Raw genomic sequence first — 24907 nt, 5'->3', positions numbered from 1 at the left:
CACAGTTATTATTTTTATTTACACCTAATACATAATGCAATATTCGTGCCATAAAAAACACTATTGATAGAATCGATCAAAATAAAGGCTAGAAACTATTGATTACTAGCAGCTAGTCCAAAATCATATTTTATTACCACATAATTGTTTTATGTATTTTCAGATATTTCTTTTTCAATATTTATAAAATGCGTTTGAATTTCGTGCAATATGAAAAGACAGTGTTTGAATTTCATACAATATGATTGATTAGGTATCAGCTGATTAATAAAGTCGCTCACTTACATATGAATATTACATTTACACATAAGTTTTTACGCAAAAAAACACCTACCAACAATCACTTATGTTGGAGGCGCTACTTAGCCGTGCGGGAAGATAGGATGCTCCCGCTTCATATATGTTTTTTGCCACTGTAAATGCCCTTTACGTTGCCAAAATTAGTTGACAAGTTTCCTAGAACCCTTCCAGAATTGGTCACGCAATGTTCGTTTCAAAATCTTACCCGCACCACTCTTCGGCAGTTCATCTAACAAAACAACTGTTTTCGGAACTTTATAAGTTGCCAAATGTTGTTTGGCAAATGAAATAATATCTTCTTCTGTAACTAAATCAGGCGTTTTTAAGACGACACAAGCTTTTACAGTTTCCCCCCAACGTTCATCTGGAATACCGAACACTGCGCACTCTAATATAGCCGGATGGCTCAATAGCACTTCTTCTACTTCAATCGAATACACGTTTTCGCCACCTGTAATAATCATGTCTTTTGCCCGATCCACAATATAATAATATTCGTCTTCATCCTTGTAACCGAGATCCCCCGTATAATACCAACCGGCTCGTATCGCATGTGCTGTTTCTTCTGGTAAATCCCAATACCCTTTCATAATATTCGCACCTCTTGCGATAAGCTCTCCGACTTGATGATTTGGGACTTCATTTCCCTCGGGATTCACTACTTTTATTTCGACGCCTTGCACCGCTTGCCCACAGGAAGTGAGTCGTTTCTCTTCTTTCTCTGTACCGCCTATAATATGATCCTTTTCTTTCAATATCGTGAGAACTGGAGCTGCTTCCGTCATTCCAAATGCTTGGTTAAATTTTACGTGTGGCATCATGGTTTGTGACTTTTTTAGCAAAGCAATCGACATCGGAGACGCGCCATAAGTCAATCTTCGAAGTGAGCTAAGATTGTAGTTTTGAAATTCAGGATCATGAAAAAGAAAATTTAGCATCGTTGGCACAAGCGTACAAACAGTTACTTTTGCATCTTGAATCGCTTGAAGTACGCCTTGTGGTGTAAACATACGAATGATTGCATGCGTTGCCCCTAACATCGTAAATAGATTTGTTGAAGCTTGATCTGCTAAGTGGAACATAGGCGCAGCATGAAGATAAACATCATCTTCGGCACATTTTATATTAGCCAGCATATGGTAGGAATTGACCGTTAAATTTTTATGCGTAAGCATAACTCCTTTAGGTCGTCCCGTCGTTCCACCTGTATAGAAAATACCAACAATGTCCTCGTCATCGACTCCTTCATACGCTAACATTCCATCGGGCTGTGCATCGATTAACTTTTCATAGGATTCAATGTCATCAGACTCAATCGATTCCATCAGTTTGGCATCTTCAGCAAGAATGAAATGGCGAACTCCAGATACATTTCCTTTCAAATAAGGAACAACGGGTAGAAATTCTTTATGGATATATAAAATAGTTACACCCGCATTATTTAAGATAAATGCAAGTTCCTCGGGATTCGATCTAATATTAAGTGGTACTACAATTGCGCCAAGTGCAGTTACCCCATACATTAACTCGATATAGCGAAAATCATTCAGCATCAACATGCCTACACGATCTCCTTTTTTTATACCCATCCCTTGAAGTGATTGTTTAAGTTTTGCCGTTCGATTAATCAATTCACGGTAGGAAAATTTATGTTTACCGTCAATAATAGCTAACTTTTCTGGATACGTCCTGGCCGCATATAGTAAACTTTTAGTGAATATCATCTTTACACCCTCCTCATATTTGAATACATTTTTTAAAAATATTCCTTGCTAGCACCGACCGGCTTAGCAACATTTTTAAATTCTTCAAGTAATGTAGATAGAGAAATTGATTGCTAGACTGTTATTTAGGCATGTAATAAAGATTGATCACGCTCATGTAAACCTGTTAAACGAAAGGTCAGGACTACTTTTCCACGTTGATTTTTGATCTTATACAAAAATGAAACAAATCCTCTATCATTTTTTGGGCTGTGAGGGGTACATTCGACGACTTCAATATGTGCTGTCAACATATCAGAAGGATAAACCGGTTGTAAAAATCGAACATCATCACACCCAACACCACAAATGAAATTCTCCGTCATGCTCCGTAATTTAATGCCCAATTTTGTAGCAATACCTAATGTAAGAAGACCTGATGCAATAATTCCTTTAAAAGGGCCATTTTTTTCCTTCTGCTCATTCATATGGTTATCCTGTGGATCATAGCGAGACGCGAAAGCTATAATTTCTTCTTTTGATACTAAATAGGAATCTGTCGTGTACACATACCCGACTGTAAACTCATCGAAATACATACTTTCGTCCCCTCCTCCGAAAAGATTAAGAACCATCAAGTTGATACTTTTTTATTCGATTATAAAGGACGGATCGACTCATACCTAAAAGGATTGCAGCTTGTGATTTATTACCGTTTGTTTTTTCTAGCGCCTCTACAATCGTTTTTCTTTCGGCCGTTTCTAATAACGATATTTTTGTTTCTTCATGTTCAATTCCTGCTGGCATCCCGACTTTATTCACAACATATTGTGGTAAGTCCTCGAGTTCAATTTTTCCATGGTCTGCAAAAATCGTTGCTCGTTCTAGTACATTGCGAAGTTCACGAACATTTCCAGGCCAATCATAATCCATCATCACTTGTTCAGCCAACGGATCAATGCCAGTAATGCTGACCCCATTTAAACGATTTAAATCTTTGATAAACGATTTACTTAGCAATAAAACATCATTTTTCCGTTGTCTCAATGGAGGAATCTCAAATGAAATAACATTTAAACGATAAAATAAATCCTCTCGAAATTCACCACTTGCCACCATTTCTTCAAGAGGACGATTTGTTGCCGCGATTATTCTTACATCTACTTGAATCTGCTCCACTCCACCTACTCGGTAAAATTCTTTATCTTGTAGGACTCGAAGCATCTTTGTTTGGAGTTGCAATGACATATCACCCACTTCATCCAGAAACAAAGTACCGCCGTTTGCTAGCTCGAACTTCCCCTTTTGCCCTTTTTGTTTCGCCCCAGTAAAAGCACCTTCTTCATATCCAAAAAATTCAGACTCCAGTAGATGTTCTGGAATGGCAGCACAATTCACAATGACAAATGGCTTGTCTTTTCTTGCGCTGCTACTATGAACAGAATGAGCAAACAGTTCTTTTCCTGTCCCGCTATCTCCGCGGATAAGGACTGTAGACGTTCCTTTCGCCATTTTAAAAATGGAGCGAATGATTTTTTCCATCTGCTCGTCCTGTGTAATAATTTGGTCAACCGTAAACTTTGTTGTTTCTCGTTGTTTTGTTGCTACTTTCTGCTTACTCATTTCACTTTTCTCAAATCGCTTAAACACTTCTTCCATTTCATTTAATCCACGAAATGAAATCTTTCCAATGACACCAATCATCTCGTCATCCTGGTAAACTGGAATGCGATGCACTGTATAACGAATCCCATTTATCTCCATCATGTCGCTAAATTCAGAGATACCTGATTTTATTGCCTTTGATAATTCCAATTGAGGAAAGATATCATTCACTGACCGATGGAGTATTTGTTCCTCTTCCAATTCAAATAGTTCTTGCAAAGACGGGCTAATAAACGTTATCAATTCAAATTCATCAATCATAATGAGCCCATCGTAGGTGTTATTAATAACAGTTTGCATAATACTTTTCAATTTCAATACAGTCTGTAACTCCTGAGCCATTTTCTCTACATCCGTAATGTCTTGAAAAAGAATAATATGCCCCGTTTCATCTTGAGACATCTCGTGTACAGAAATACGGGCTAACGTGTTAAATTCTCCAATGCGTAGCCGATAATGCTTGGATTGGAGCATGCTTTCCAATTGAATTTTGGAAATGACTGTCGTAATGTCCGTGTGAAGTAGTTCGGATTCTTTATAATTACTCATCAGACAAAACTTAGGGTTGCTATAAATAATTCGATGATGTCGATCGATAACGAGTGCACCTAACCCTGAAATATCCAGGATTTCCTCCTGTCGCTTTTGAAGCGATTTAGTTGTTTCCAGCAATGAAAAGATAATGTCAGTTTTAGTGACCTGACCAACTACTTTTCCTTCTTCATCGACAACAATTGCCATACCTACCTTCGAATTTTGAAGCTTATTTTGCATTAGTTCGTTACTCGAGTCATAAAGGAACGTAATTACGTCTTTTTTCATCAAAGTACGAACCATTGTATCCATTGGTTTTCCTTCAAGCAGTGCATCATAGAGGCTAGTTCTCGTAAACACACCGACAACTTGATCGGAGTCATTAATAACAGGAATCGTGTTCCACTGCGCTTGCTTCATTGATTCTATTGCTTGTTGGAGTGTACTTTCTGGTAAAAGATAGTGCCTTACTGGGGTTATCAGATTCTGCAATTCGAACATGATTTTCGGCTCCTTCTACTCTACTATTGAAGTGCTATTTTCTATTCATAAAAAATAACTTACTTCTATTATAGCAAAGGAAACCTGGGTTAACTTTTTCTTGTGAATATTTAGATAGAAAATGAATGCCTACCAATACATTTCGAGTGAAATTGCCATCCATTAGTTTAAGCGATACATCGTTGTGACACAGGCTCCTCCAAGACCGAGATTATGCTGGAGTGCAATTTTCGCACCTTCAACTTGACGCTGATTTGCTTGACCACGTAATTGCCATACAAGCTCTGTACATTGGGCAAGACCAGTTGCACCAAGGGGATGTCCTTTCGACATTAATCCGCCTGAAGGATTGATGACATACTTCCCGCCATACGTATTATCTCCATCATTGATAAACTGTTCTGCTTCCCCTTCACCGCAAAGTCCTAATCCTTCGTAAGTAACCACTTCATTGGGGGTAAAGCAATCATGAAGTTCAACAACATCCACGTCTTCAGGACCTATCCCCGCTTTTTCGTACACTTGTTGTGCGGCACATTTCGTCATTTCAGTTCCAATAAGGGTCATCGGATCATCGTAACTAACGTTTGTATCCGTAGTCATTGCCTGACCCAGGATCTCTACTGCGTTGGATATCCCATGCTTTTTAGCAAAACTGTCACTACATACAATGACTGCGGCGGCTCCACAAGTTGGTGGGCACGCCATCAAACGAGTGAGCGTTGGAAATAGCGTCGGCGCATTCATTACTTCCTCAACCGTTAATGTCTGATTGAACATTGAATACGGATTTTTCACAGCATGACTTCTGGATTTCACTGCTACTTTGGCAAAAATATTCGGATTGGCTCCGTACTTTTCCAAATATGCTTTTCCACCCGCTCCAAACATTTTCAAAGCAAGAGGAGCCTCCGGTAAGTCAGGATTCAATTCAATCAATCGCTCTACTGCCCACCCCATTGGGGGCGTGCGATCATTCCAGATACTTCCTAAAGCACCAGGTTTCATTTCTTCGAAGCCAACTGCCAAAGCACAATCTACTTCACCGGATTCGACTGCCTGGCGAGCCATGTACAAAGCAGTGGAGCCCGATGAACAATTATTATTAACATTAATAATTGGAATTCCTGTCATCCCTACTTGGTATAATGCAGTTTGACCACAAGTACTGTCCCCAAAAACGTAACTTGCATATGCTTGTTCAATATCGTGATACTCAATTCCTGCATCTTCTAATGCACCTTGAACCGCTTTTGCTGCCATCATTTCATATGGATCACTCAACCCAGGCTTTTTAAATTTCACCATATTTACGCCAAGTACTTTCGCTTTCATCGTCATATTTCTCCCTTCTAGTTAGCTATCCATCTAGCATTGCACTACTCCAAATTGATATTTTCAGTCTTTTAGAAGACACCCTTTTCTTTCAATTCTGCAATTTGTTCCTCACTGTAACCCAATGCTTCAAATACATCGACTGTATCTTCCCCGAGCTTCCCACCCACGTGTTTATAGCTCGGACTTCCTTTTGAGAATTTAATCGGGTGAGCGATTTGCGATTGTGAAGTTCCATCAGACTTAGGTACTTCGATCACCATTTCCCTTGCCTTAATTTGTGGATGCCCACACGCTTCGCTAAACGGTAATACGGGTTCTACACACGCTTGAAATTCTTCGAAAATGGGTAACCATTCATCATAGGTTTTGCTTAGGAAAGCTTTTTTTAATCTCTCCGTAAACGAATGCATATCAGCAGGTGCTTGACTCATCGCAACCGAAAGTAACTCGGGGTGACCAATCGCCTCACATAGCTGCTTTCTAAATGCAGGCTCAACACCCCCAACTGAAAAATAGCGACCATCTTTTGTTTCGAAATAGTCATAATAACTTCCGCCATTCAGCATCATTCGTTCTGCCTTGGGTTCCACTCCATCAACAAGATAACCCGGTCCAAAAAGAGCATTGAGCGCAAATGCGGCATCCGTCATACTAACATCGATAGATTGCCCTTCTCCCGTCTGCGCTCGGTGCAATACAGCTGTCAATATTCCAATGACAGTATGTAGAGAGCCCCCAGCTACATCCGCAATTTGTACAGCTTGAGGGGTTGGACGCTCCCCTTTGCGTCGAGAGTAATCTGCCAATCCGGCAATCGATAAATAATTAATGTCATGTCCCGGACGATTACGATATGGACCCGTCTGACCAAACCCTGTAAGTGAACAATAGATTAGTTGTGGGTTCGCTTCTTTCAGTACTTCATAACCTAACCCTAGTCGCTCCATAACGCCGGGGCGAAATTGTTCTAACACAATGTCATATTCCTTCACCAAATTCTTGACGATTTCGATAGACTCCACTTTCTTTAAATCGAGTGCGATTGAACGTTTGGAACGATTTAGAAAACCATGTGCCGCAAAATTCTTTCCTCCAAATGTTCGAATTAAATCGGGCCTCGTTGGTGACTCTACCCGCAAGACTTCTGCCCCCAAGTCAGCGAGCATCATCGTCGCATAAGGTCCAGGTAGTAATCCTGAGAAATCTAATATCTTCAAATTACGTAACAAATCAATCACACCCCTTTTACTTTTTCTTTACACCTATTACATAATGCAATATTCATGCCATCAATCAAAATTATAGAAAAAAGGTCGATATTACTAGTAATTCTAGTAGCATCTACCCTTTTTCGTACATATACCAATACTTATCTTGTAAATATTTTAGCAAGCGCTGCTCAAAAGGTCGTACTTCACTTACATGGAAGCATTATGTGTATGTACTTCACACACTATTAGAAGACAGCGTCTTTATTTCGGACACTATTTATATGAATTTATGCAAATGAACATTTCTTTCTTCTTTTACTTCTTCAGAGTCCAAATCGTACCTATGTACTAAATAAAAGAGCCTCTGACAACCCATAAATAAAATGTACCCTATAAGATAGACACTTTGAAAAAAGTCTATCCTATAGGGTACTTTTGTTTATAATGAATAAAAAGATGTGGGAGCGGATGAATGTGACTGAACGATTGTTTACCTTAAAAGAACAAGCACGCTTGCAATGCAATCCTAACGTACAAGCTGTTAGTGATAAATCCATCACCTATACAGATGAGTTTAAACGTCATTTTATTTCGGAAAATGAAAAAGGAAAACTGCCGCGAGACATTTTTGAAGAGGCTGGATTAGATGCCGATTTAATAGGAGCAGTTCGGATTAAATCTGCAGGAAAGCGTTGGCGTGCCGCCTATAGAAAAAGCGGGGTGGAAGGCTTACAAGACACACGAAAAACCAATTTAGGCCGTCCATCAGAACGCGACTTGACATCCGAAGAAAAGATTGAACGTCTAGAAGCGAAAAACCGCTTATTACAGGCGGAAAATGAACTGTTAAAAAAGCTCGATCTACTCGAAAGGCAGATGATGAAAAAGAAATCACAATCCAAACGACGCTAAAATATGAACTAATTAATTTCACCATCCAAAAGTATAAATTAGCACGTTTGGTGAGCTACTTATGCGAACTTATGGAGGTATCGCGTTCGGGCTACTATAGGCACTTTGGAGAGAAATCTAAACAGAAACGTGCCGCTCGCGAACAGGCAGACGAAGTTGTAAAGGAAATCATTTTAAAGGCCTATCATTTTCGAGGACGAAAAAAAGGAGCACGCCAAATTAAAATGACACTCGAAAATCAGTACGGCATTACATATAACCTAAAACGCATTCGCCGGATTATGAAAAAATTGGATATCATCTGTCCCATCCGCAAAGCCAACCCAGCACGTCGTATGGCAAAGGCGACGAAAGAGCACCGCACATGTGAAAACACGTTACAACGTGAGTTTAAGCAAGGGGTGGCTGGAAAGGTATTATTGACCGACATCACCTATTTGACATATGGAAATGGCAAACGTGCTTACTTGTCAACGATTAAAGACGCCCAAACGAATGAAATTTTAGCCTATGAAGTTTCTTCTTCGTTAGGTTTGGAGATCGCAATGAATACGCTTCGCAAACTAAAGAAACATCGTCATTTAATGACAGATGCCTTTATACATTCAGATCAAGGATTTCATTATACAAACCCAAAGTATCAGGCAGCAGTGAAGAAAATGGGGTTAGGACAATCGATGTCGCGCAGAGGGAACTGTTGGGATAATGCTCCACAGGAATCATTCTTCGGTCACTTCAAGGATGAAACCAATATAAAAGATTGTGAGACAATGGAAGAAGTTAGGCGGGAAATCAAGAGTTATATGACGTACTATAACCATTATCGCGGGCAGTGGAACTTGAAAAAGCTGCCGCCTGCAGAATACAGACGACAGCTTCAACAAGCAGCTTAGGCTTTTTTTATAATTGTCCTTTACAAAGGGTACATTTTAAAAGGAGTTGCCACAGGCTTTTCTCATTAATTTTTTAAATTTATTTTTTGGAGGCGCAATGCATTCAATACGAGCGATACCGAACTGAACGCCATTGCTGCACCGGCAACCTAAGGGGCTAATAGACCGATTGTCGCAATTGGAATTCCGACCGTGTTGTAGAAGAAAGCAAAAGACAAGTTTTGTTTAATATTGCACATCGTTTCACGGCTTATAAAATGGCATCAGCAACGCTATTTAAGTCTCCACTCATCAATGTAATATCTGCCACTTCAATAGCGATATCCATACCTGTTCCAACCGCCATCCAATGTTTTCCATTGCAAGGGCGGGTGCATCATTGATCCCGTCCCTGACCATAGCGAATTTCTTACCTTGGTCTTGTATTTTTTAATTTCATCGCTTTTTTGTTCTAGTACCACTTCCATAATGACATAAGATAAACCGACTTGACGAACAATGGCCTCCGCAGTGCGTTGGTTATCACCTGTCAGCATAATCACTTCAAGACCCAAATCTCGCATTCTGGCAATCGCTTCTTTGGAAGTTTCTTTCACCATATCGGCTATTGCGACGACACCAGCAAGCTTTTGATCTACAGCAATTAGCATTGCTGATTTTTCCATCTCTTTCTAGACTTTCCAACGAAGATACTGAATCCAAAATCGAAACCTTATGTTCGTTCATCGGTTTTCTCGTTCCAACTAACACTACTCTTCCACTGACAACCGCCTGAAGATTTAAGGGCCTCTCCAGTTCAATGAAACCTAGACAAAGCCAAATACATATATTCGCTGTGAATAATTTTTGCTTCAATACTAAAAAAAGACCGTAAACATTATATTTCAATGTTTACGGTCTTTTTTTATTTCTTATTCCATTAACATATTCTTGCCAACGTCCCAGGAGGACGTTTTTACGAGTCTTTAAACCCTAAAACACCTGCGTTTCTTCTATTCAATGTGTATAATATGTGTAAAGTCTTTTCTTGACGAGCATTGTTATAATGACTTACTTTTTTCGAATGACAGATTCAAATAAACAGTACTCCCATCGCTTATACTAACAGTGTATTTTGTAAGATCCTCTAGACAATTGATAATCTGCAACTTCTGAACAGTGAATGATTTCCATAAAATTCCTTCCGATGATATCTAATTTGCTTTGAGAGCTACATAAATCTGCGATGGCTTCACCATATTCTTACTCTTTGGATCTTGGTATTCCATGCCACACAAGTGCATAATATTAAACATTTGCGATTTAAAAACAAGTTCATGGTAAGAACCATCTTTGAAGTAGATATAATCAATTTCTTTATTCACTACTTTTTCAAAAAACTGAAAGTACTTGTAGTAACATTTCAATTGTTCTTTTATCATTCATCATATTTAGTTACCTATTTTTAATCAAAAAGAAGAGAGGAAAGTATGACTACTTCCACCCTTCTTCTTCAATATCATCTATTTTCTGAAAGTAAAGCTCTTTTAGCTTTTTTTGATCAACTTCTATGTTAATCATTTTTCTTCGCTCATCCATTCATTCAGCCATTCGAATTCGCCCCGTGACAAGCTCTGTTCTTCTGTTTCTCTTTCTATTATGTGGTGCCTATTTGCTTCTTCCCATTCTAAGTAGGATTTCCACTCGCGCATAACTCTTCCTGCCATTTCTGTTTCCAATTGGTGTTTCGTTTTGGATGGAATTATTATCGCGATGTTCGCCACCTCTATTGATTTGTTCTATTCCTTCTATTTCACTTTATCATCTCGGTAAAACAATCCAAAATGTATTACTATTATCAGTCGTTTCAATTCCTATCTCGCCTTGATGATGGCGTTCTACGATTTCCTTTGAAATCGCAAGTCCTAATCCTGAACCACCAGTCAATCGGCTACGAGAAGAATCAAGTCGGTAGAACCGCATGAATACCTTTTCCCTTTCGTTAACTGGTATAGGATTACTGGGTCCTGTTATGGAAATACAATAACCTTTTCCTTGTTTTTTCCCTGTTACTAAAATTGGCCCGATTCCTTCATAATATCGCATAGCATTTTCCAGCAAGTTGCTGATGACTTGTTGTATACCTTCAATATTAATATATAGTTTACATGATTCAACTTCTACTTGTATCGGTATATTTTTCTGCATCAAAGCCCTATCAAACATTGCAACACATTGAGTTAATTGGCTTTCTATTTCATACATTTCTTTTTTTACAACCGATTGGGTGGATAAGTAATCCCATTCCTTTAATTGTTCAAGTTGCTCAATCATTTGTGATAATCGGTTTGATTCCTGATGGAGGGATGCAAACAGAACTTTATCGCCGACTATATCTCCATCCTTCAATGCTTGCAGATAACCATTTAAGTTTGACAAAGGAGTTCTTATTTCGTGGGATAGATCGGAGACTAGTTTTTTTCGTTGTTGTTCATTCGTTTGTAACTGTGCAATAAGCCCATTATATTGTGTAACCAATTGACCAATTTCATCTTGTTTATTAACTTGCACGGGTTCCGGGTAATCTCCGAGCTTCAGCTTTTCTGTAGATTGAATCAAGCTTCGGATTGGTTTGATTAAGCGTTTTATTAAATAAAAATGTAGTAAACTTCCCACAAAAGCAGCAGCAATCATGAATATCCATAAGTAATTTAGAAGTGTACTGTTAAATCGCTGTTGGGTCCTGCCATCTAGATCTCCCACTCCAGCTACCAGAGAACAGGCTGTATTATAGATAGCCCATCCACTGATGGCCGTCGCGGTCACTATAACTAAAATGTTTAAAAACGTTAAACGCCAAAGGAATCCAGAAGGGATTAATGTGGAAAAATAGTTATTTATTCGCGACAAATTTATACCCCATTCCCCTGATGGTTTGTACTCGTTTCGGTTCCGCTGGAAAATCTTCAATCTTTTCACGAAGCTTCTTTATATGCGCATCGATGGTTCGATCCATTACAGTATGCTCCTCATTTGGATAAATCATCGTAATGAGCTGTTCTCGTGACAAAACTATATTCGGATTTTGCATAAAGTAATGAAGAAGACTAAACTCATACTTCGTCAATTTAATGTCTTTACCGTAAAGCAAAACTTGACCTTTTTTCGGCATTATACATAGCCCTTCAGCTACAATCTTTTGACAAAAATGACTTGTGCGGCGTAAAACTGCTTCTACTTGCGCGATAAGCTCGTTTGGGTCAAATGGTTTTGTCATATATGCATCTGCTCCTAAATTTAACCCTGAAATTTTATCGTCAATTCTTGCTTTAGCTGACAGCATAATAACTGATACATTATTTTGTTCTTGCTTAAGAATCCATTCATAAAATTCCTCGCCACTTATTTTGGGGAGCATTAAATCCAATATTAATAGGCATGGCTGATGTTCCAGAAAAACTGATTTCGCATCTTCTCCATCACTTGACTCCACAACTTCATAACCATTCTTCTTCAAATAAATCGCAATTAATTCCCGAATCATTTTATCATCTTCGACAACCATAATAGTTTGTTTCACACGAATCACCCCACTACTAGTTTACACGACAGAAGGAACCTATTGCATCATTTCAAATCCCTGGACCATAAAGTCATAATTCATGGCACCCATTACAACGGATTGGATACGACCATTTGAATCAATCATAAATGAGGTAGGATAAGCTACAATTTGATACTGATTTGATATAGCAGATTTTTCATCCAAAGGAATAGTCAAAGTCAACTTCAGTTCGTCGACAAAATTTTGAACGTTTTCTAGACTTGATTCCGTACCAAGTAAATTTACAGCTAAAATTTGTACATCCTTATCCCTCTTAAATTTTTCCATATCAGGCATTTCTGCACGGCATGGCGGACACCATGTTGCCCAGAAGTTTAGCATGACCCGTTTCCCTTTGTAATCAGACAACCTTACTGTCTCACCATCCAATGTCTTAAGTTCAAAATCTGGAGCTATTTGCCCCTTACGAATCCCCACTTCATTGGATTCAACGGATTCTTCTTTGATGTTAGCATCTTCATACTCAGATGTTTTTATATTGCCTCCCTCATCAGCTGAAAGTATGAACTCATATACAGCCCACCCAAGCATTCCCACTACAATAAAAATAATTATTGCCTTTTTCATTTCTTATTACCTCCATTTTTATCCTAACTTTTCAAACCATGTATCTTGCACTAATTTAAGAAGAAATTCGGTGATGCGTGGCATTTGACCAGTAAATAAAATCAAGCCCATAAGAATCATAATAATGGCTCCTGTTTTCATAATCACTTGACTATGGCGAACAATCCATTTGGTTGATCCGAGGAAGAAGGTCAGGATCAGAAATGGCAAGGCAAAACCAATGACATACATCACTGTATACAAAATACCTTGACCCGGGTTACTTGCCGCCAAAAATAAAATGGATCCGAAGATCGGGCCAATGCACGGTGTCCATCCAGCAGCAAATCCCATACCAACGAAAAAAGTTCCAAAATAGCCAACTGGCCTTTTTGAAGATTGGAAACGCTTTTCTTTCATTAAAGTTGGAATAGTGATCCAACCTCCAACAAAAAGCCCCATAAATATAATGAACACTCCGGCTAATCGCTGTATTAGTAATCCAGAATCACCTACTAATAACGTTTGAATCCATTGTCCTAAAAATGATGCCCCGACACCCAAACTAATAAAGACAAGTGAAACGCCTAACAAAAAGAACACAGAATGGCTTAATAGTTTACTACGTATTTTAACGTCATGATTTCCTTGCAGTTCTTTAACACTAATTCCGGTGATATACGATAAATACGCCGGAAAAATCGGTAACACACAAGGCGATAAAAAAGATAATGCACCTGCCCCTACTGCTAAAAACATTCCCACCACTAACATCGTATCTGCTTCAATTCCGCCCATTTACGACACCTTCTTCCTTTTTTAAAATGATTACTATCAAACAAATCACAAAAATTAAACCCAAAAACCACGGAGCCATTGTATAGCCGAATACCATCATAAACGGCATCACAAATGTCAATCCAAAAGTACCTAAAGTCCAACCAATTGCCATGATTATATTTAGCCTATAGATTGTTACACGTGCATGCATGACAACGAACGTAATAATCAACACGGCAAGTAAGCCAAGGTATCTAATTGAATATGTATTGTTATTCCATACAATTTGAATGAATTCATACAAAAATGACGTTATTAAAAACACATGTATAAAAGCATTTAGAAATGGAATGATATCAATCTTTTGTCGTTTGGATTTAATAGCAATTGCAAAAAAACTAAAGAGAACAGCAATATAAACCGCATTCGAATTACTTGGGTATGCTAAAATTGCCAATGGATCTTTTAAAAAGACAGAAAGATTTAACAGAATTTTACCAAGCCACATAAAAAGGACAAAATTCGTAATTTGCGATACTAATTCACCTATATAGATTTTCTTTTTCTTTTTTGATAAATCGCCTATAAAATAAAAAGAGAGAAATCCCACACACAAACTTATAAAGATAATAGCAATTGAAGTTTGTACACTTGCTGTTCCCATAGATGTTCACCTCCTGCTCATTAGCACGTAGATTCCATATTACTAAAGCTATATGAAGGTTTGATGAAAATCGAAATTTATTCGATATATTTTTCGGTATTAAATACTAAAAGATTTTTCCAATCATGTTTCACTTTTTTCAACACACGTAATGAGTAGACGAAAAAATGGCCTATCGTATAAATTCACGAAAGGCCATTTTTTTGAATAACTATGATTCTTTCACTGGAGATTAGTTCTTCCCAATCTTTTCAACGAGTATTTAATGTTCGTCTCAGACGCTAAGAATGTCCATTCCTACCTTCACATCGTACGGTTTTTTTTCCTTAAGGTATGAGCAAATGAGATCAATGGCGTGAATGTCTTGATAAACCTTCTTTTTTTCATGCATTTTGAATAGTTGACCCCCGCCACCAACAATTTTATATACTTTTTTCAAGTCAATGTTTTCGCCTGCTATTTGCAAGCTCTGAATACGATTCCCTTTTGGATTATTCGGTTTGTAAGTCATCATTAAGTTGCTGGAACGCAAAATATAACCACCTTTTTGATCAAATGGCTCGGAAGAAAACACTTGTTCCAAATTATTTTCTAATGCCTCCAAAAGAGCTACTCCATCAAGCTCAAGTGTAAATAACTCTGGATTTGCTGGAATAATTGTATGTAAATCATACAAAGTAAGCGGACCAACGGCCATTGGAGGACCATATCGCCAACCGTGTGAAAAAGCAACATCACAATCAAATGAAGACAAATATGCATCCGTTATAAGCTTATCCATCGGCGCCTCTTCTAAAGTTGAACGATGTAAAATAACTTTTGTTTCTCCTACAATAGTGCTTCGTTCTGTTTCATATTGTGCTAAAATTGAGTTTACCATTTCCTTAACTTCTTCATCTTCTTCGAATGTCTCATCCACGGTTACTAACTCGTATTTCACTTCCGTTACTTTATCATCTTCAAATGTAATATCTAAACGGCCTAAAAATGATGCGCTTGAACCAGCCTGTACAATATAAGTATTATTAAGGATAATCGGTTTTACCACACGATCGTGGCTATGACCAGAAAGAACGATATCAATTCCATTTACCAAATTAACTAATTTGGCGTCGAGGGGAAGTCCCATATGACTCAGAAGCACAATGATATCGACTTCAGCCTTTAACTTCTCGACATAATCTTGTACTTCGTCAACACCAGTTGAAAAAATCATTCCTTTAGAAAAGCTTGGCGGCATCGTAATATCGACATAAGGATACGTTAGACCAATGACACCTACCTTCACCCCTTGCATTTCTTTTACGATGTACGGTTTCAATAAAGGCCTTCCTGTATCCTGATCCTTTAAATTACAGGCGATCGAAGGAAAAGAAAGATTATTCGTCAAACTTTGTAGCTGTTCTTTGCCATATGCGAAATCCCAATTACCCGGTACAAAACCGTCCAACGGCATTTTCTCGAGTAGAGGTATAATGGCATTTCCTCTACTTGCTAAAAGCGGCAATGTTCCATGAAACAAATCCCCGCCGTCAAAAAAGAGCACATTATTATTTTCTTTTTTTACATCTTTTACGTACTTGCAAATTCTCGAATATCCGCCAACTTTCTTTAAAATCGGACCTTTTGAATCCCAAAAAAGCTCTTCGTGTAATTCTAAACACCCATGTGTATCATTTTGTTGGATTAACGTGAACTTCATTTACTATCACCTCTCTATATATAAATACCCTATAGTCATCTACGTTAATCAATTCGGAAAACCTTCTCTGCACAAACCCTTAAATCATACTCACCTATAGCCGGGAATCTATTCATAGCGAAAGCTTAGTAGTAACCTTATTTGTTAATATGGCTCTTCTAAATAGGTAACCCCTGTACTCTTTGCAAAGTTATGCACGATCGTATCGTAATCCTTCAGAGTACGAGGGCGATAGCCGCTCACCTGCATTTGGTTCATAATAGTTCCTAAAGCTTCCGAAAAGGGCTTGTAGTGAGCGGTAGTCGCCTTCTCTCCTTGAATAGAAGCGGTAAGCTCTTTGGTTGTCAGTATAAAATCCACATCAAATAATCCGGTCTTTTTCGTCATAATAAAAAATCCTCCATTCAGTTGAATTGGAAGATAATTTCATGTCTCATTATACGTAAAATGTTAGGGTACAAAAAAGGGATTCTGCACCAGTGACCGAAGCCCTGACCGAATCCCTAGTTTCTTACAAACCAAATTGCATCAATGGTTTGTGACTGATCTTATTACGTCCCAGGAGGGATTCGAACCCCCGACCGATGCCTTAGAAGGGCATTGCTCTATCCAGCTGAGCTACTGAGACAAACACCTGCAACCACAGGCACAAGAACTATTATATGCATAACCTAGACAAAAGTCAACACTATTTCTTAAAACTATTTATTTAAAATGATTTGGTCTAGTAAGTCGTGATTCATACTGTGAAAACTCACAGTATAAGCATCGGCTATTTCGATGACTGCGTAGGTAGCTTTCCTATCGCCACGTGGTTGCGTCGTGCTTCCCGGATTAACAAAAAGTACATCGTTGATCATTTCCGCCCCATACAAATGGGAATGTCCGAATAATACAATGTTGGCTTGCTGTTCAGCTGCTGCGTAGGAAAGAGTCAGCATAGAGCGCTTAACGTCATGTTCATGGCCGTGGACGACAAATACAGTCTCATCGTCCACTTTCTGAACAATGGACGCTGGGAATAGATCATCTCGATCACAGTTACCACGAACAATATAGATTCCATTGAGCATTGGATCTTTTGCCGATAATTCGCTGTCTCCACAATGGAATATTGCGTCCGCTTGCAATGATGTAATTTGCTTCACTGTATTTACGTCGCCATGTGAATCACTTAAAACAATTAGCTTCATTTTATCTCACCAATCCGCGTAATAAATTCCGGTAGCTGTTCTTTTAACTCAGCTAAAGCTGCCCCTCGATGAGAGATCGCACTTTTCTCTTCTGCAGATAATTCCGCCATTGTTTTTTCTTTACAAGGCACATAAAATATCGGATCATAGCCGAACCCATTCGTTCCTTGTCGTTGTTCTGTAATGACACCTTCACAGCTACCAGAATAGGTAGTTGTCTCGACACCTGGTCCTGCAATTGCCAGAACGCATCGAAAACGTGCCTGACGTGCTGTTTTAGGTACTCCTGAAAGTTTAGCTAGCAACTTATCGATATTCTCTTCATCGTCTGAAGGCTCGCCTGCATAGCGCGCAGAGTAAACACCCGGCTCGCCATCTAATGCATCAACCTCTAGCCCGCTGTCATCCGCAATTACTATTTTCCCCAGTAAATTTGCAACGGTCTCAGCTTTTAGTATGGCATTGTCAACGAAAGTGGTACCGGTTTCTTCTACATCAATTGATTCTTCGATATCTTGCAACGTCAGCACGGTAATACCTAAAGGACGAAAGAGAACTTCAAAGTCTTTCGCTTTTCCTTTATTATTCGTTGCGATTAACACTTCTTTCATTGTGCTTCGCCTGCCTGTTGTCCAATCTTATCTGCCAACTCGCCTAATACTTCTCTTTGAATGGTAATCAATTGTTCGATTCCCGATTCAGCTAATGTCAATAAATCATTCATTTCCGCACGAGAAAAAGTAGCTTCTTCGCCTGTCCCTTGGAGTTCAACGAATTGGCCTTGTCCCGTCATCACAACATTCATATCCACATCTGCCGAAGAATCTTCTACATAATCGAGATCTGTGATCAATTGACCGTCAGCCAATTTCCCCACACTTGTAGCTGCTAGGAAATCACGAACTGGAAAAACGGGCAGTTGCTTTTCGATTTGCAATTTATTCACAGCGATAACCAACGCAACGAACGCGCCTGTAATGGAAGACGTTCGCGTTCCACCGTCTGCCTGAATAACATCACAGTCAATCCAAATCGTACGTTCTCCAATAGCATCCAAATCAACGACTGCACGCAAAGCCCGTCCGATTAAACGCTGGATTTCCATTGTACGACCACCTACTTTACCGCGGGATGATTCACGGATTGTCCGTTGTCCTGTGGCGCGTGGCAACATGGAGTACTCAGCGGATATCCACCCTTTTCCACTATTACGCATAAACGGCGGTACTCGATCTTCAATCGTCGCTGTACAAATTACTTTAGTATTGCCTACTGAAATCAGTACGGAACCCTCTGGATGTATCAAATAATCTTTCTCTATCGTTACTGTACGAATATCTTCTGTTGTTCTTCCATCGTGTCGCATATAATATCCTCCATTTTGGTTCATTTATTTGGTGTGACCTGCTCATCAAGTCTACAATCAATCCATCTTACCATATTCGCAGCAAAAAACCCGAAAACGATGTACAGTTTTCGGGTACTGCCATATACTTCAAAAAGTCAACTTACGTACGTCTGGCTGAGGAATAGCAAGCCAATCTTCAACGATGGCTTGAAACTTTTCCAACGAGCCTGTTGTGTAAAATATGGGCTCTTTAGCTAAAACAGATTGTAATTGCTTAGCTTTAAGAATCCCTTCAACGTCAATCACAGTCTCCGCCGCTGAAGATATAACATTCTTTTGATTGGAGAAATGCGCTTCAATATGTTCTAGCAATAATGGATAATGCGTACAGCCAAGTATTACAGAATCAAACGAGTAGTTATGCAAAGGCTGTAATGTCTTATCAACTATATCCCTTGCCGCCTGTGCGCGATATTCTCCACTTTCAACGATTGGCACGAATTCCGGACACGCAAGTGAATAGACTTTCGCTTCCTTTTTTAGAGCTTGTATCGCCTGATCATATGCTTTACTGTTCACGGTGCCTTCTGTACCAAGCACGGCAATTTCACCTGTTTGCGACGCGTTGACAGCTGCTCTGGCCCCTGGCTTAATCACACCGACAATAGGAAAATCAAATTTCTTCCGTATGTCTTCTAGCGCTATGGCAGTCGCAGTGTTACACGCAATCACCAGCAATTTTATACCCATTTGCGCCAGACTGTTGACCATATCCATCGTAAATTGCAACACTTCTTCCGCAGGTCGAGGACCATACGGACAACGTGCATCATCGCCAATATAAATAATAGGTTCATTCGGTAAGTGGTGGCGTAACTCTCTTACAACTGTCAGTCCACCGACCCCCGAATCAATTACTCCAATAGGTGCATTCAATGTAATCCCTCAATCTCTTGTCATCTGTTCATGTAATGTAGCCAGCAATTCTGAAAACCGCTGAATTTCTTGCTCATTTGAATCGGCAAGAACGTCTTGTAAATACTCTTGTCTCTTCTGTATGACCTCTTCAATAATCCGTATCCCTTCAGGTAATAAATGGACACGAACAACCCGACGATCCTTTTCATCCCGCACTCGCTTCACTAGTTGACTATTTTCCATTCGGTCTACTAAATCCGTCGTGGTGCTGAAAGCTAGGAACATTCTATTGGATAGATCACCGATGGTCATATCACCATGTTCCAACAACCATTGAAGAGCGCTGAATTGAGGAGGTGTAATAGTAGAGTTCTTTAATATTTTCCGACCCTGTTCTTTAATGATGGACGCAATGTATCGCAAGTCTTTTTCCATCGTTACGATATCAGTTGGTACGTTTTTCTGTTCATTCAACAAAAAATCAGCTCCCTGAAATGAGTCCTATCTTTTCATTGTACCGTTTTCATTGATGAACGCAACATTTTTTCCTTCGGTTATAGGCTAGAGAAGAAGTAATTGACACCGATTGCACAAAATTAATCTACTATCGTAAGCAAGCTATCATTTTTAGTTTAGCTGTAATTCTCCCAATCGCAATAATTCAACGATAGCCTGTGCTCTGCCTGACACGCCCAATTTTTGAATCGTATTCGAAATATGATTTCGTACGGTTTTCTCACTAATGGTCAGCTGTCCAGCAATTTCTTTTGTTGTAAAATCGTCTACCAGCAAAGTGAAAATTTGTCGTTCCCGATTTGTTAATAAAGAACGGTTTTGCATTTCATCCAAGATGCGCCCCTCCTCTTTACGCTTTCCCCTTAGGATATGTAAGGATAGGGGCGGCTGTGTAGGCTTTTACGAGTTTTCGAGAAACATCTGTTTTTCTTCTTCTGTCCATGCAACAGGCATTCCATCACCTTTTCCAACTTGAACGATAGCACCTCTACCTGTGAAGACCACTTCATTGCGTTCATTCTTAGCCATATAATGCAAATCAACTGAACTCGTGCCCATGGAATTAGCCTTTACATAGATCTGTAGCTTTTCGTCAAAGTACACTTGCTTCGCAAAATCACATTGTAAATCCGCCACTATTGGAATAGTTTTGCCCTTTGGATCCACCCACTTGTCCATATGGTGTAGATGCTTCAAAAATTCAATTCTAGCATACTCAAAATATGCAAAGACTTTTGTGTTGTTCAAATGTCCATACATATCCGTCTCAGAAAAACGGACTGTAACTTCCGCATGAAAATGAAATCCTTCTATCCATTCCTCTAAATCATCAATATAACTCTCTCTCATTTACATACACCCCTTCATAATGAATGATTATTCATTTCTTCAGTATATCAAAATATATATTTACGTCAAATAATATTTAGTATTTTCCTGACGGCGCAGATTCAATTTATGACTACTAAGGATTGAAGATAGGTGACGGACATTTTCCAAAGAAGAAATCTGAAGCTTTCTAACATAGTCTAGAAGCTCTAAACATCAAAAAAACTGTCCAGGAAGTCATAGACTTCTTGGACAGTTTCGTTTATGGAAATTAATCTACTTGGTGGTCACTTCCGAAGAAGTTTTTGAACATTTGGATCGTCGTTGCTCTACCAATTGCACCGATTGAAGTCGTCAATGGAATTCCTTTAGGGCAAGCAACTACACAGTTTTGTGAGTTACCGCACTCAGTGATTCCTCCGTCTCCCATAACAGTAGCCAAACGCTCATCTTTGTTCATTGCACCCGTCGGATGGGCATTGAATAGACGTACTTGTGACATTAATGCAGGACCCATGAAGTTCGTCTTGTCGTTTACGTTCGGACAAGCTTCTAGACATACCCCACAAGTCATACATTTAGACAATTCATATGCCCATTGACGCTTGCGCTCAGGCATACGAGGACCTTCACCAAGATCATACGTACCATCGATCGGAACCCATGCTTTAATACGCTTTAACGAATCGAACATGAATTCACGGTCAACAACTAAGTCACGAACGACTGGGAATGTACGCATAGGCTCAAGTTTAATAGGTTGTGTTAACTGATCAACCAGCGCAGTACATGACTGACGAGGGCGACCGTTTATAACCATTGAACATGCACCACAGACTTCTTCCAAACAGTTCATATCCCAGTTAATAGGCGTCGTTTTTTCACCTTTGGCATTTACTGGGTTACGTCTGATTTCCATTAGAGCCGAAATTACGTTCATATTCGGGCGATATGGAACTTCAAATCTTTCCACATATGGGCTTGAAGTAGCAGTATCTTGACGATGAATGTCAAACACGACAGTTTTTGTAGCAGTTGCTGTTTGTTGTTCGCTCACTTTTGTTAATCTCCTTTCTTCGCTGAGTAATCGCGGATACGTGGAGGAATGATAGATGTATCTACATCTTCATATGAAATAATTGGTGCAGAGACTCCATCGAATTCCGCAATTGTTGTTTTCAAGAAGTTCTCATCGTCACGATTTGGGAAGTCCGGCTTGTAATGCGCGCCACGACTCTCATCACGATTCAATGCACCTAAAGTGATTACACGTGCTAGATATAGCATGTTTTTCAACTGACGTGTGAAAATAGCTCCTTGGTTAGACCATTGCTGTGTATCCGTAATATTAATATTTTCATAACGCTCAAGTAACTCGACAATTTTCTCGTCTGTCTGCTTCAATTTATCATTGAAACGAACAACCGTTACGTTGTCAGTCATCCATTCGCCAAGCTCTCTGTGAAGAATGTACGCGTTCTCCGTGCCATCCATTTTCAGAGTGTCTTCCCATTTTTGTTGCTCTTCTTTCACTGCATCTTCGAAGATCGTTGCAGGAAGTTCATCAGCTGTACGCTTTAGATGTTTCATATAATCGATTGCGTTTGGTCCTGCGACCATTCCGCCGTAGATAGCAGACAGCAAAGAGTTAGCACCTAGACGGTTTGCACCATGCTGTGAGTAATCACATTCGCCTGCTGCGAATAGGCCTGGGATGCTTGTTTGCTGGTGATCGTCAACCCATAGTCCACCCATTGAGTAGTGAACAGCCGGGAAGATTTTCATCGGTAATTTACGTGGATCGTCTCCCGTGAACTTTTCATAAATCTCGATGATTCCACCAAGTTTAATGTCAAGTTCTTTCGGGTCCTTATGGGATAGATCCAAGTACACCATGTTTTCACCGTTGATACCTAGTTTTTGGTTTACACACACGTCAAAGATTTCACGTGTCGCAATATCCCGTGGAACTAGGTTACCATAGTCCGGATATTTTTCTTCCAAGAAGTACCATGGCTTTCCATCTTTATACGTCCAAACTCGTCCACCTTCACCACGTGCAGATTCACTCATTAGACGAAGCTTGTCGTCTCCTGGAATCGCTGTTGGGTGAATTTGAATAAATTCTCCGTTTGCATATTTTGCACCTTGTTGGTATACGATGGAAGCCGCAGAACCTGTATTGATCACAGAGTTTGTGGACTTACCGAAAATAATACCAGGGCCGCCTGTTGCCATGATGACAGCATCCGCTTTGAACGCTTGAATTTCCATCGTCTTCAAGTTTTGAGCTTTGATCCCACGGCACGTACCTTCTTCATCTTTAATAATTCCAAGGAATTCCCAGTGCTCGTATTTTTGTACAAGTCCTGATACCTCGTGAGAACGCACTTGTTCATCAAGAGCATAAAGTAACTGTTGTCCAGTTGTTGCACCTGCATACGCTGTACGGTGGTGAAGTGTACCACCGAAACGACGGAAATCCAATAGACCTTCTGGCGTGCGGTTAAACATAACACCCATACGGTCCAATAAGTGGATAATTCCAGGAGCTGCTGCCGTCATTGCTTGTACTGGTTTTTGATTCGCTAGGAAGTCCCCACCGTAAACTGTATCATCAAAGTGAATGTCGACGGAGTCGCCTTCACCTTTCGTATTTACAGCACCGTTAATGCCGCCTTGGGCACATACGGAGTGGGAACGTTTTACTGGTACTAGCGAGAACAAGTCAACCGGTACACCAGCTTCCGCTGATTTGATGGTAGCCATTAGTCCAGCTAGTCCTCCACCGACGACAATCAATCTGCCTTTTGCCATTATTGTGTCACTCCTCAATTATACATAATTTCATTAGTTAGTTAGTTTTTTACACAAAAGCTAGAAGTGCTTGAATTCCAATTACAGAAAGTATTAAGAATATAACGATTGTGATGTAAGACACGATTTTTTGTGATTCTGGTGATTGTGCAATTCCCCACGTAACACAGAAAGACCAAAGTCCGTTTGCTAAATGGAAAGTAGCAGATACAACACCTAGGATATAGAATACAAGCATAAGTGGATTCGACAAAATATCGACCATCATGTTGAAGTCTACTTCGGCTCCAAGAGCTTTTTGAATACGAGTTTCGTATACATGCCATGCAATGAAGATGACAAGGAATACGCCCGTGAACCGTTGGAGCGTGAACATCCAGTTACGGAATGTACTGTAATGGCCCACGTTGTATTTCGCTGAGAAAGCTATGTACACTCCGTAAAACGCGTGGAACATGAGTGGAATGTAAATAATAAACCATTCCAGGAAAAATACAAACGGCAAGTTCCCCATAAAATTAGATGCTGTGTTGAATGCTTCCTCACCGCGCGTTGCAAAATGGTTAATTACTAAGTGTTGAGCAACAAAAAGTCCAACTGGAATTACACCAAGCAACGAATGTAGACGGCGTAAGAAAAAATCTGTTTCTTTCGACAAGTCTTTTACCCTCCCTTATTTCTGAGATTATACTGTAGTGATGCGTTTCTCTATCTAGTTCACATTCACCAGTACCTCTCTTCATGGTACAATATGATAACATGTATATTGTACTCCTCTGTATTGGACAGGTCAAGACGCTGTGTACTTTTCATAGTAGATTATGATTTTTCTAAAAACGTCGAATAACCCCTCACTTTCCCCTATGATCCGACAACGCTTGACATTGCATGAATCCTACAGGAGTTAGGGTTTGAGAGTTTTTCCTATCTTTTG

General features: G+C 39.5%; 23 protein-coding genes, 1 tRNA gene and 1 pseudogene. 1 reads left to right on the top strand and 24 read right to left on the bottom strand.

All coding sequences use genetic code 11. The annotated features are described in order from the left end of the window. Positions 1 to 440: 440 nt before the first annotated feature. From CSV60_RS07310 to CSV60_RS07290, 5 genes are all read right to left on the bottom strand, one after another. The gene (locus tag CSV60_RS07310) at positions 441 to 2024 is read right to left on the bottom strand and encodes a long-chain-fatty-acid--CoA ligase (protein WP_099636488.1); all 1584 of its coding nucleotides are present in this window, start codon (positions 2022 to 2024) and stop codon (positions 441 to 443) included. A gap of 125 nt (positions 2025 to 2149) precedes the next feature. Then, a complete protein-coding gene (locus CSV60_RS07305; RefSeq protein WP_158232852.1) occupies positions 2150 to 2602 on the bottom strand; it encodes a MaoC/PaaZ C-terminal domain-containing protein in 453 nt (150 codons plus the stop codon). Positions 2603 to 2627: 25 nt separating this feature from the next. Further along, positions 2628 to 4703, bottom strand: coding sequence for a sigma-54-dependent Fis family transcriptional regulator (locus CSV60_RS07300; RefSeq protein ID WP_099629741.1), 2076 nt, complete (start codon positions 4701 to 4703; stop codon positions 2628 to 2630). A gap of 162 nt (positions 4704 to 4865) precedes the next feature. Then, positions 4866 to 6038: a lipid-transfer protein gene (locus CSV60_RS07295; protein ID WP_233189564.1), complete on the bottom strand. Its 1173-nt coding sequence runs from the start codon at positions 6036 to 6038 to the stop codon at positions 4866 to 4868. A 71-nt stretch (positions 6039 to 6109) separates the two neighbouring features. Then, complete coding sequence (locus CSV60_RS07290; RefSeq protein ID WP_199175250.1) at positions 6110 to 7276, bottom strand: CaiB/BaiF CoA transferase family protein; 1167 nt, start codon at positions 7274 to 7276, stop codon at positions 6110 to 6112. A 450-nt stretch (positions 7277 to 7726) separates the two neighbouring features. On the opposite strand from CSV60_RS07290, the gene CSV60_RS07285 reads away from it, so the two are divergent. After that, positions 7727 to 9057, top strand: a protein-coding gene (locus tag CSV60_RS07285) for an IS3 family transposase (RefSeq protein ID WP_233189563.1) whose coding sequence is annotated in 2 segments (ribosomal slippage) — positions 7727 to 8108 and positions 8108 to 9057 — 1332 coding nt in all. Because the reading frame shifts where the segments join, the coding sequence is not laid out codon by codon here. Between the two features lie 65 nt (positions 9058 to 9122). Here the strand turns inward: CSV60_RS07285 and CSV60_RS07280 are convergent. The 19 genes and pseudogenes from CSV60_RS07280 to CSV60_RS07180 form a co-directional block, all read right to left on the bottom strand. Beyond that, a pseudogene (locus tag CSV60_RS07280) lies at positions 9123 to 9834 on the bottom strand (HAD-IC family P-type ATPase); the annotation flags it as partial. A 1023-nt stretch (positions 9835 to 10857) separates the two neighbouring features. Next, positions 10858 to 11946, bottom strand: coding sequence for a sensor histidine kinase (locus tag CSV60_RS07265; protein WP_233189562.1), 1089 nt, complete (start codon positions 11944 to 11946; stop codon positions 10858 to 10860). After that, positions 11930 to 12616: a response regulator transcription factor gene (locus CSV60_RS07260; RefSeq protein WP_099629736.1), complete on the bottom strand. Its 687-nt coding sequence runs from the start codon at positions 12614 to 12616 to the stop codon at positions 11930 to 11932. The genes CSV60_RS07265 and CSV60_RS07260 overlap by 17 nt, the downstream gene beginning before the upstream one ends. A gap of 39 nt (positions 12617 to 12655) precedes the next feature. Further along, a complete protein-coding gene (locus CSV60_RS07255) occupies positions 12656 to 13228 on the bottom strand; it encodes a TlpA disulfide reductase family protein (protein WP_099629735.1) in 573 nt (190 codons plus the stop codon). Positions 13229 to 13246: 18 nt separating this feature from the next. Further along, on the bottom strand, positions 13247 to 14005 hold the full coding sequence (locus CSV60_RS07250) for a cytochrome c biogenesis CcdA family protein (protein WP_099629734.1): 759 nt from the start codon (positions 14003 to 14005) through the stop codon (positions 13247 to 13249). Next, positions 13992 to 14651, bottom strand: coding sequence for a hypothetical protein (locus CSV60_RS07245; RefSeq protein WP_099629733.1), 660 nt, complete (start codon positions 14649 to 14651; stop codon positions 13992 to 13994). Before CSV60_RS07245 ends, CSV60_RS07250 begins: the two co-directional genes overlap by 14 nt. Before the next feature lie 274 nt (positions 14652 to 14925). After that, positions 14926 to 16353 carry a bifunctional metallophosphatase/5'-nucleotidase gene (locus tag CSV60_RS07240; RefSeq protein ID WP_099636484.1) on the bottom strand — a complete coding sequence of 476 codons (1428 nt, stop codon included), beginning with the start codon at positions 16351 to 16353 and terminating at the stop codon, positions 14926 to 14928. A gap of 144 nt (positions 16354 to 16497) precedes the next feature. Beyond that, the gene (locus CSV60_RS07235; protein WP_199173100.1) at positions 16498 to 16740 is read right to left on the bottom strand and encodes a hypothetical protein; all 243 of its coding nucleotides are present in this window, start codon (positions 16738 to 16740) and stop codon (positions 16498 to 16500) included. A gap of 167 nt (positions 16741 to 16907) precedes the next feature. After that, positions 16908 to 16981: transfer RNA gene (locus CSV60_RS07230), tRNA-Arg, on the bottom strand. Between the two features lie 73 nt (positions 16982 to 17054). Next, positions 17055 to 17546 carry a metallophosphoesterase gene (locus tag CSV60_RS07225; protein WP_099636483.1) on the bottom strand — a complete coding sequence of 164 codons (492 nt, stop codon included), beginning with the start codon at positions 17544 to 17546 and terminating at the stop codon, positions 17055 to 17057. Further along, positions 17543 to 18157 carry an XTP/dITP diphosphatase gene (locus tag CSV60_RS07220; RefSeq protein WP_099629730.1) on the bottom strand — a complete coding sequence of 205 codons (615 nt, stop codon included), beginning with the start codon at positions 18155 to 18157 and terminating at the stop codon, positions 17543 to 17545. Before CSV60_RS07220 ends, CSV60_RS07225 begins: the two co-directional genes overlap by 4 nt. After that, the gene (gene rph, locus CSV60_RS07215) at positions 18154 to 18912 is read right to left on the bottom strand and encodes a ribonuclease PH (protein ID WP_099629729.1); all 759 of its coding nucleotides are present in this window, start codon (positions 18910 to 18912) and stop codon (positions 18154 to 18156) included. Before rph ends, CSV60_RS07220 begins: the two co-directional genes overlap by 4 nt. A gap of 129 nt (positions 18913 to 19041) precedes the next feature. Continuing rightward, on the bottom strand, positions 19042 to 19830 hold the full coding sequence (gene racE, locus CSV60_RS07210) for a glutamate racemase (RefSeq protein WP_099629728.1): 789 nt from the start codon (positions 19828 to 19830) through the stop codon (positions 19042 to 19044). 9 nt (positions 19831 to 19839) lie between these two features. Then, the gene (locus CSV60_RS07205) at positions 19840 to 20247 is read right to left on the bottom strand and encodes a MarR family winged helix-turn-helix transcriptional regulator (protein WP_099630006.1); all 408 of its coding nucleotides are present in this window, start codon (positions 20245 to 20247) and stop codon (positions 19840 to 19842) included. Positions 20248 to 20439: 192 nt separating this feature from the next. Further along, a complete protein-coding gene (locus tag CSV60_RS07200; RefSeq protein WP_085428963.1) occupies positions 20440 to 20652 on the bottom strand; it encodes a helix-turn-helix domain-containing protein in 213 nt (70 codons plus the stop codon). Between the two features lie 75 nt (positions 20653 to 20727). Further along, on the bottom strand, positions 20728 to 21177 hold the full coding sequence (locus tag CSV60_RS07195; protein WP_099636482.1) for an acyl-CoA thioesterase: 450 nt from the start codon (positions 21175 to 21177) through the stop codon (positions 20728 to 20730). A 250-nt stretch (positions 21178 to 21427) separates the two neighbouring features. Further along, the gene (gene sdhB, locus CSV60_RS07190; protein WP_085131141.1) at positions 21428 to 22213 is read right to left on the bottom strand and encodes a succinate dehydrogenase iron-sulfur subunit; all 786 of its coding nucleotides are present in this window, start codon (positions 22211 to 22213) and stop codon (positions 21428 to 21430) included. Between the two features lie 5 nt (positions 22214 to 22218). Continuing rightward, positions 22219 to 23973 carry a succinate dehydrogenase flavoprotein subunit gene (gene sdhA / locus CSV60_RS07185; protein WP_099629726.1) on the bottom strand — a complete coding sequence of 585 codons (1755 nt, stop codon included), beginning with the start codon at positions 23971 to 23973 and terminating at the stop codon, positions 22219 to 22221. Positions 23974 to 24022: 49 nt separating this feature from the next. Beyond that, complete coding sequence (locus CSV60_RS07180; protein ID WP_099629725.1) at positions 24023 to 24631, bottom strand: succinate dehydrogenase cytochrome b558 subunit; 609 nt, start codon at positions 24629 to 24631, stop codon at positions 24023 to 24025. Between the last annotated feature and the right edge of the window lie 276 nt (positions 24632 to 24907).

It is taken from the genome of Sporosarcina sp. P7, assembly GCF_002743425.1.
Classification (GTDB): domain Bacteria; phylum Bacillota; class Bacilli; order Bacillales_A; family Planococcaceae; genus Sporosarcina.
The sequence above is the reverse complement of the archived record's forward strand: the minus strand, read 5'-3'. Positions and strand labels throughout refer to the sequence as shown.

Coding starts and splice junctions, on each gene's coding strand:
- CSV60_RS07200 (WP_085428963.1), bottom strand. CDS start 20,652: ATGCAAAACCGTTCTTTATTAACAAATCGGGAACGACAAATTTTCACT.
- CSV60_RS07245 (WP_099629733.1), bottom strand. CDS start 14,651: ATGGGAACAGCAAGTGTACAAACTTCAATTGCTATTATCTTTATAAGT.
- CSV60_RS07295 (WP_233189564.1), bottom strand. CDS start 6,038: ATGAAAGCGAAAGTACTTGGCGTAAATATGGTGAAATTTAAAAAGCCT.
- CSV60_RS07195 (WP_099636482.1), bottom strand. CDS start 21,177: ATGAGAGAGAGTTATATTGATGATTTAGAGGAATGGATAGAAGGATTT.
- CSV60_RS07240 (WP_099636484.1), bottom strand. CDS start 16,353: ATGAAGTTCACGTTAATCCAACAAAATGATACACATGGGTGTTTAGAA.
- CSV60_RS07220 (WP_099629730.1), bottom strand. CDS start 18,157: ATGAAAGAAGTGTTAATCGCAACGAATAATAAAGGAAAAGCGAAAGAC.
- CSV60_RS07235 (WP_199173100.1), bottom strand. CDS start 16,740: ATGACGAAAAAGACCGGATTATTTGATGTGGATTTTATACTGACAACC.
- CSV60_RS07250 (WP_099629734.1), bottom strand. CDS start 14,005: ATGGGCGGAATTGAAGCAGATACGATGTTAGTGGTGGGAATGTTTTTA.
- CSV60_RS07305 (WP_158232852.1), bottom strand. CDS start 2,602: ATGTATTTCGATGAGTTTACAGTCGGGTATGTGTACACGACAGATTCC.
- CSV60_RS07300 (WP_099629741.1), bottom strand. CDS start 4,703: ATGTTCGAATTGCAGAATCTGATAACCCCAGTAAGGCACTATCTTTTA.
- rph (WP_099629729.1), bottom strand. CDS start 18,912: ATGCGACACGATGGAAGAACAACAGAAGATATTCGTACAGTAACGATA.
- CSV60_RS07255 (WP_099629735.1), bottom strand. CDS start 13,228: ATGAAAAAGGCAATAATTATTTTTATTGTAGTGGGAATGCTTGGGTGG.
- CSV60_RS07205 (WP_099630006.1), bottom strand. CDS start 20,247: ATGGAAAAAGACTTGCGATACATTGCGTCCATCATTAAAGAACAGGGT.
- CSV60_RS07310 (WP_099636488.1), bottom strand. CDS start 2,024: ATGATATTCACTAAAAGTTTACTATATGCGGCCAGGACGTATCCAGAA.
- CSV60_RS07225 (WP_099636483.1), bottom strand. CDS start 17,546: ATGAAGCTAATTGTTTTAAGTGATTCACATGGCGACGTAAATACAGTG.
- sdhA (WP_099629726.1), bottom strand. CDS start 23,973: ATGGCAAAAGGCAGATTGATTGTCGTCGGTGGAGGACTAGCTGGACTA.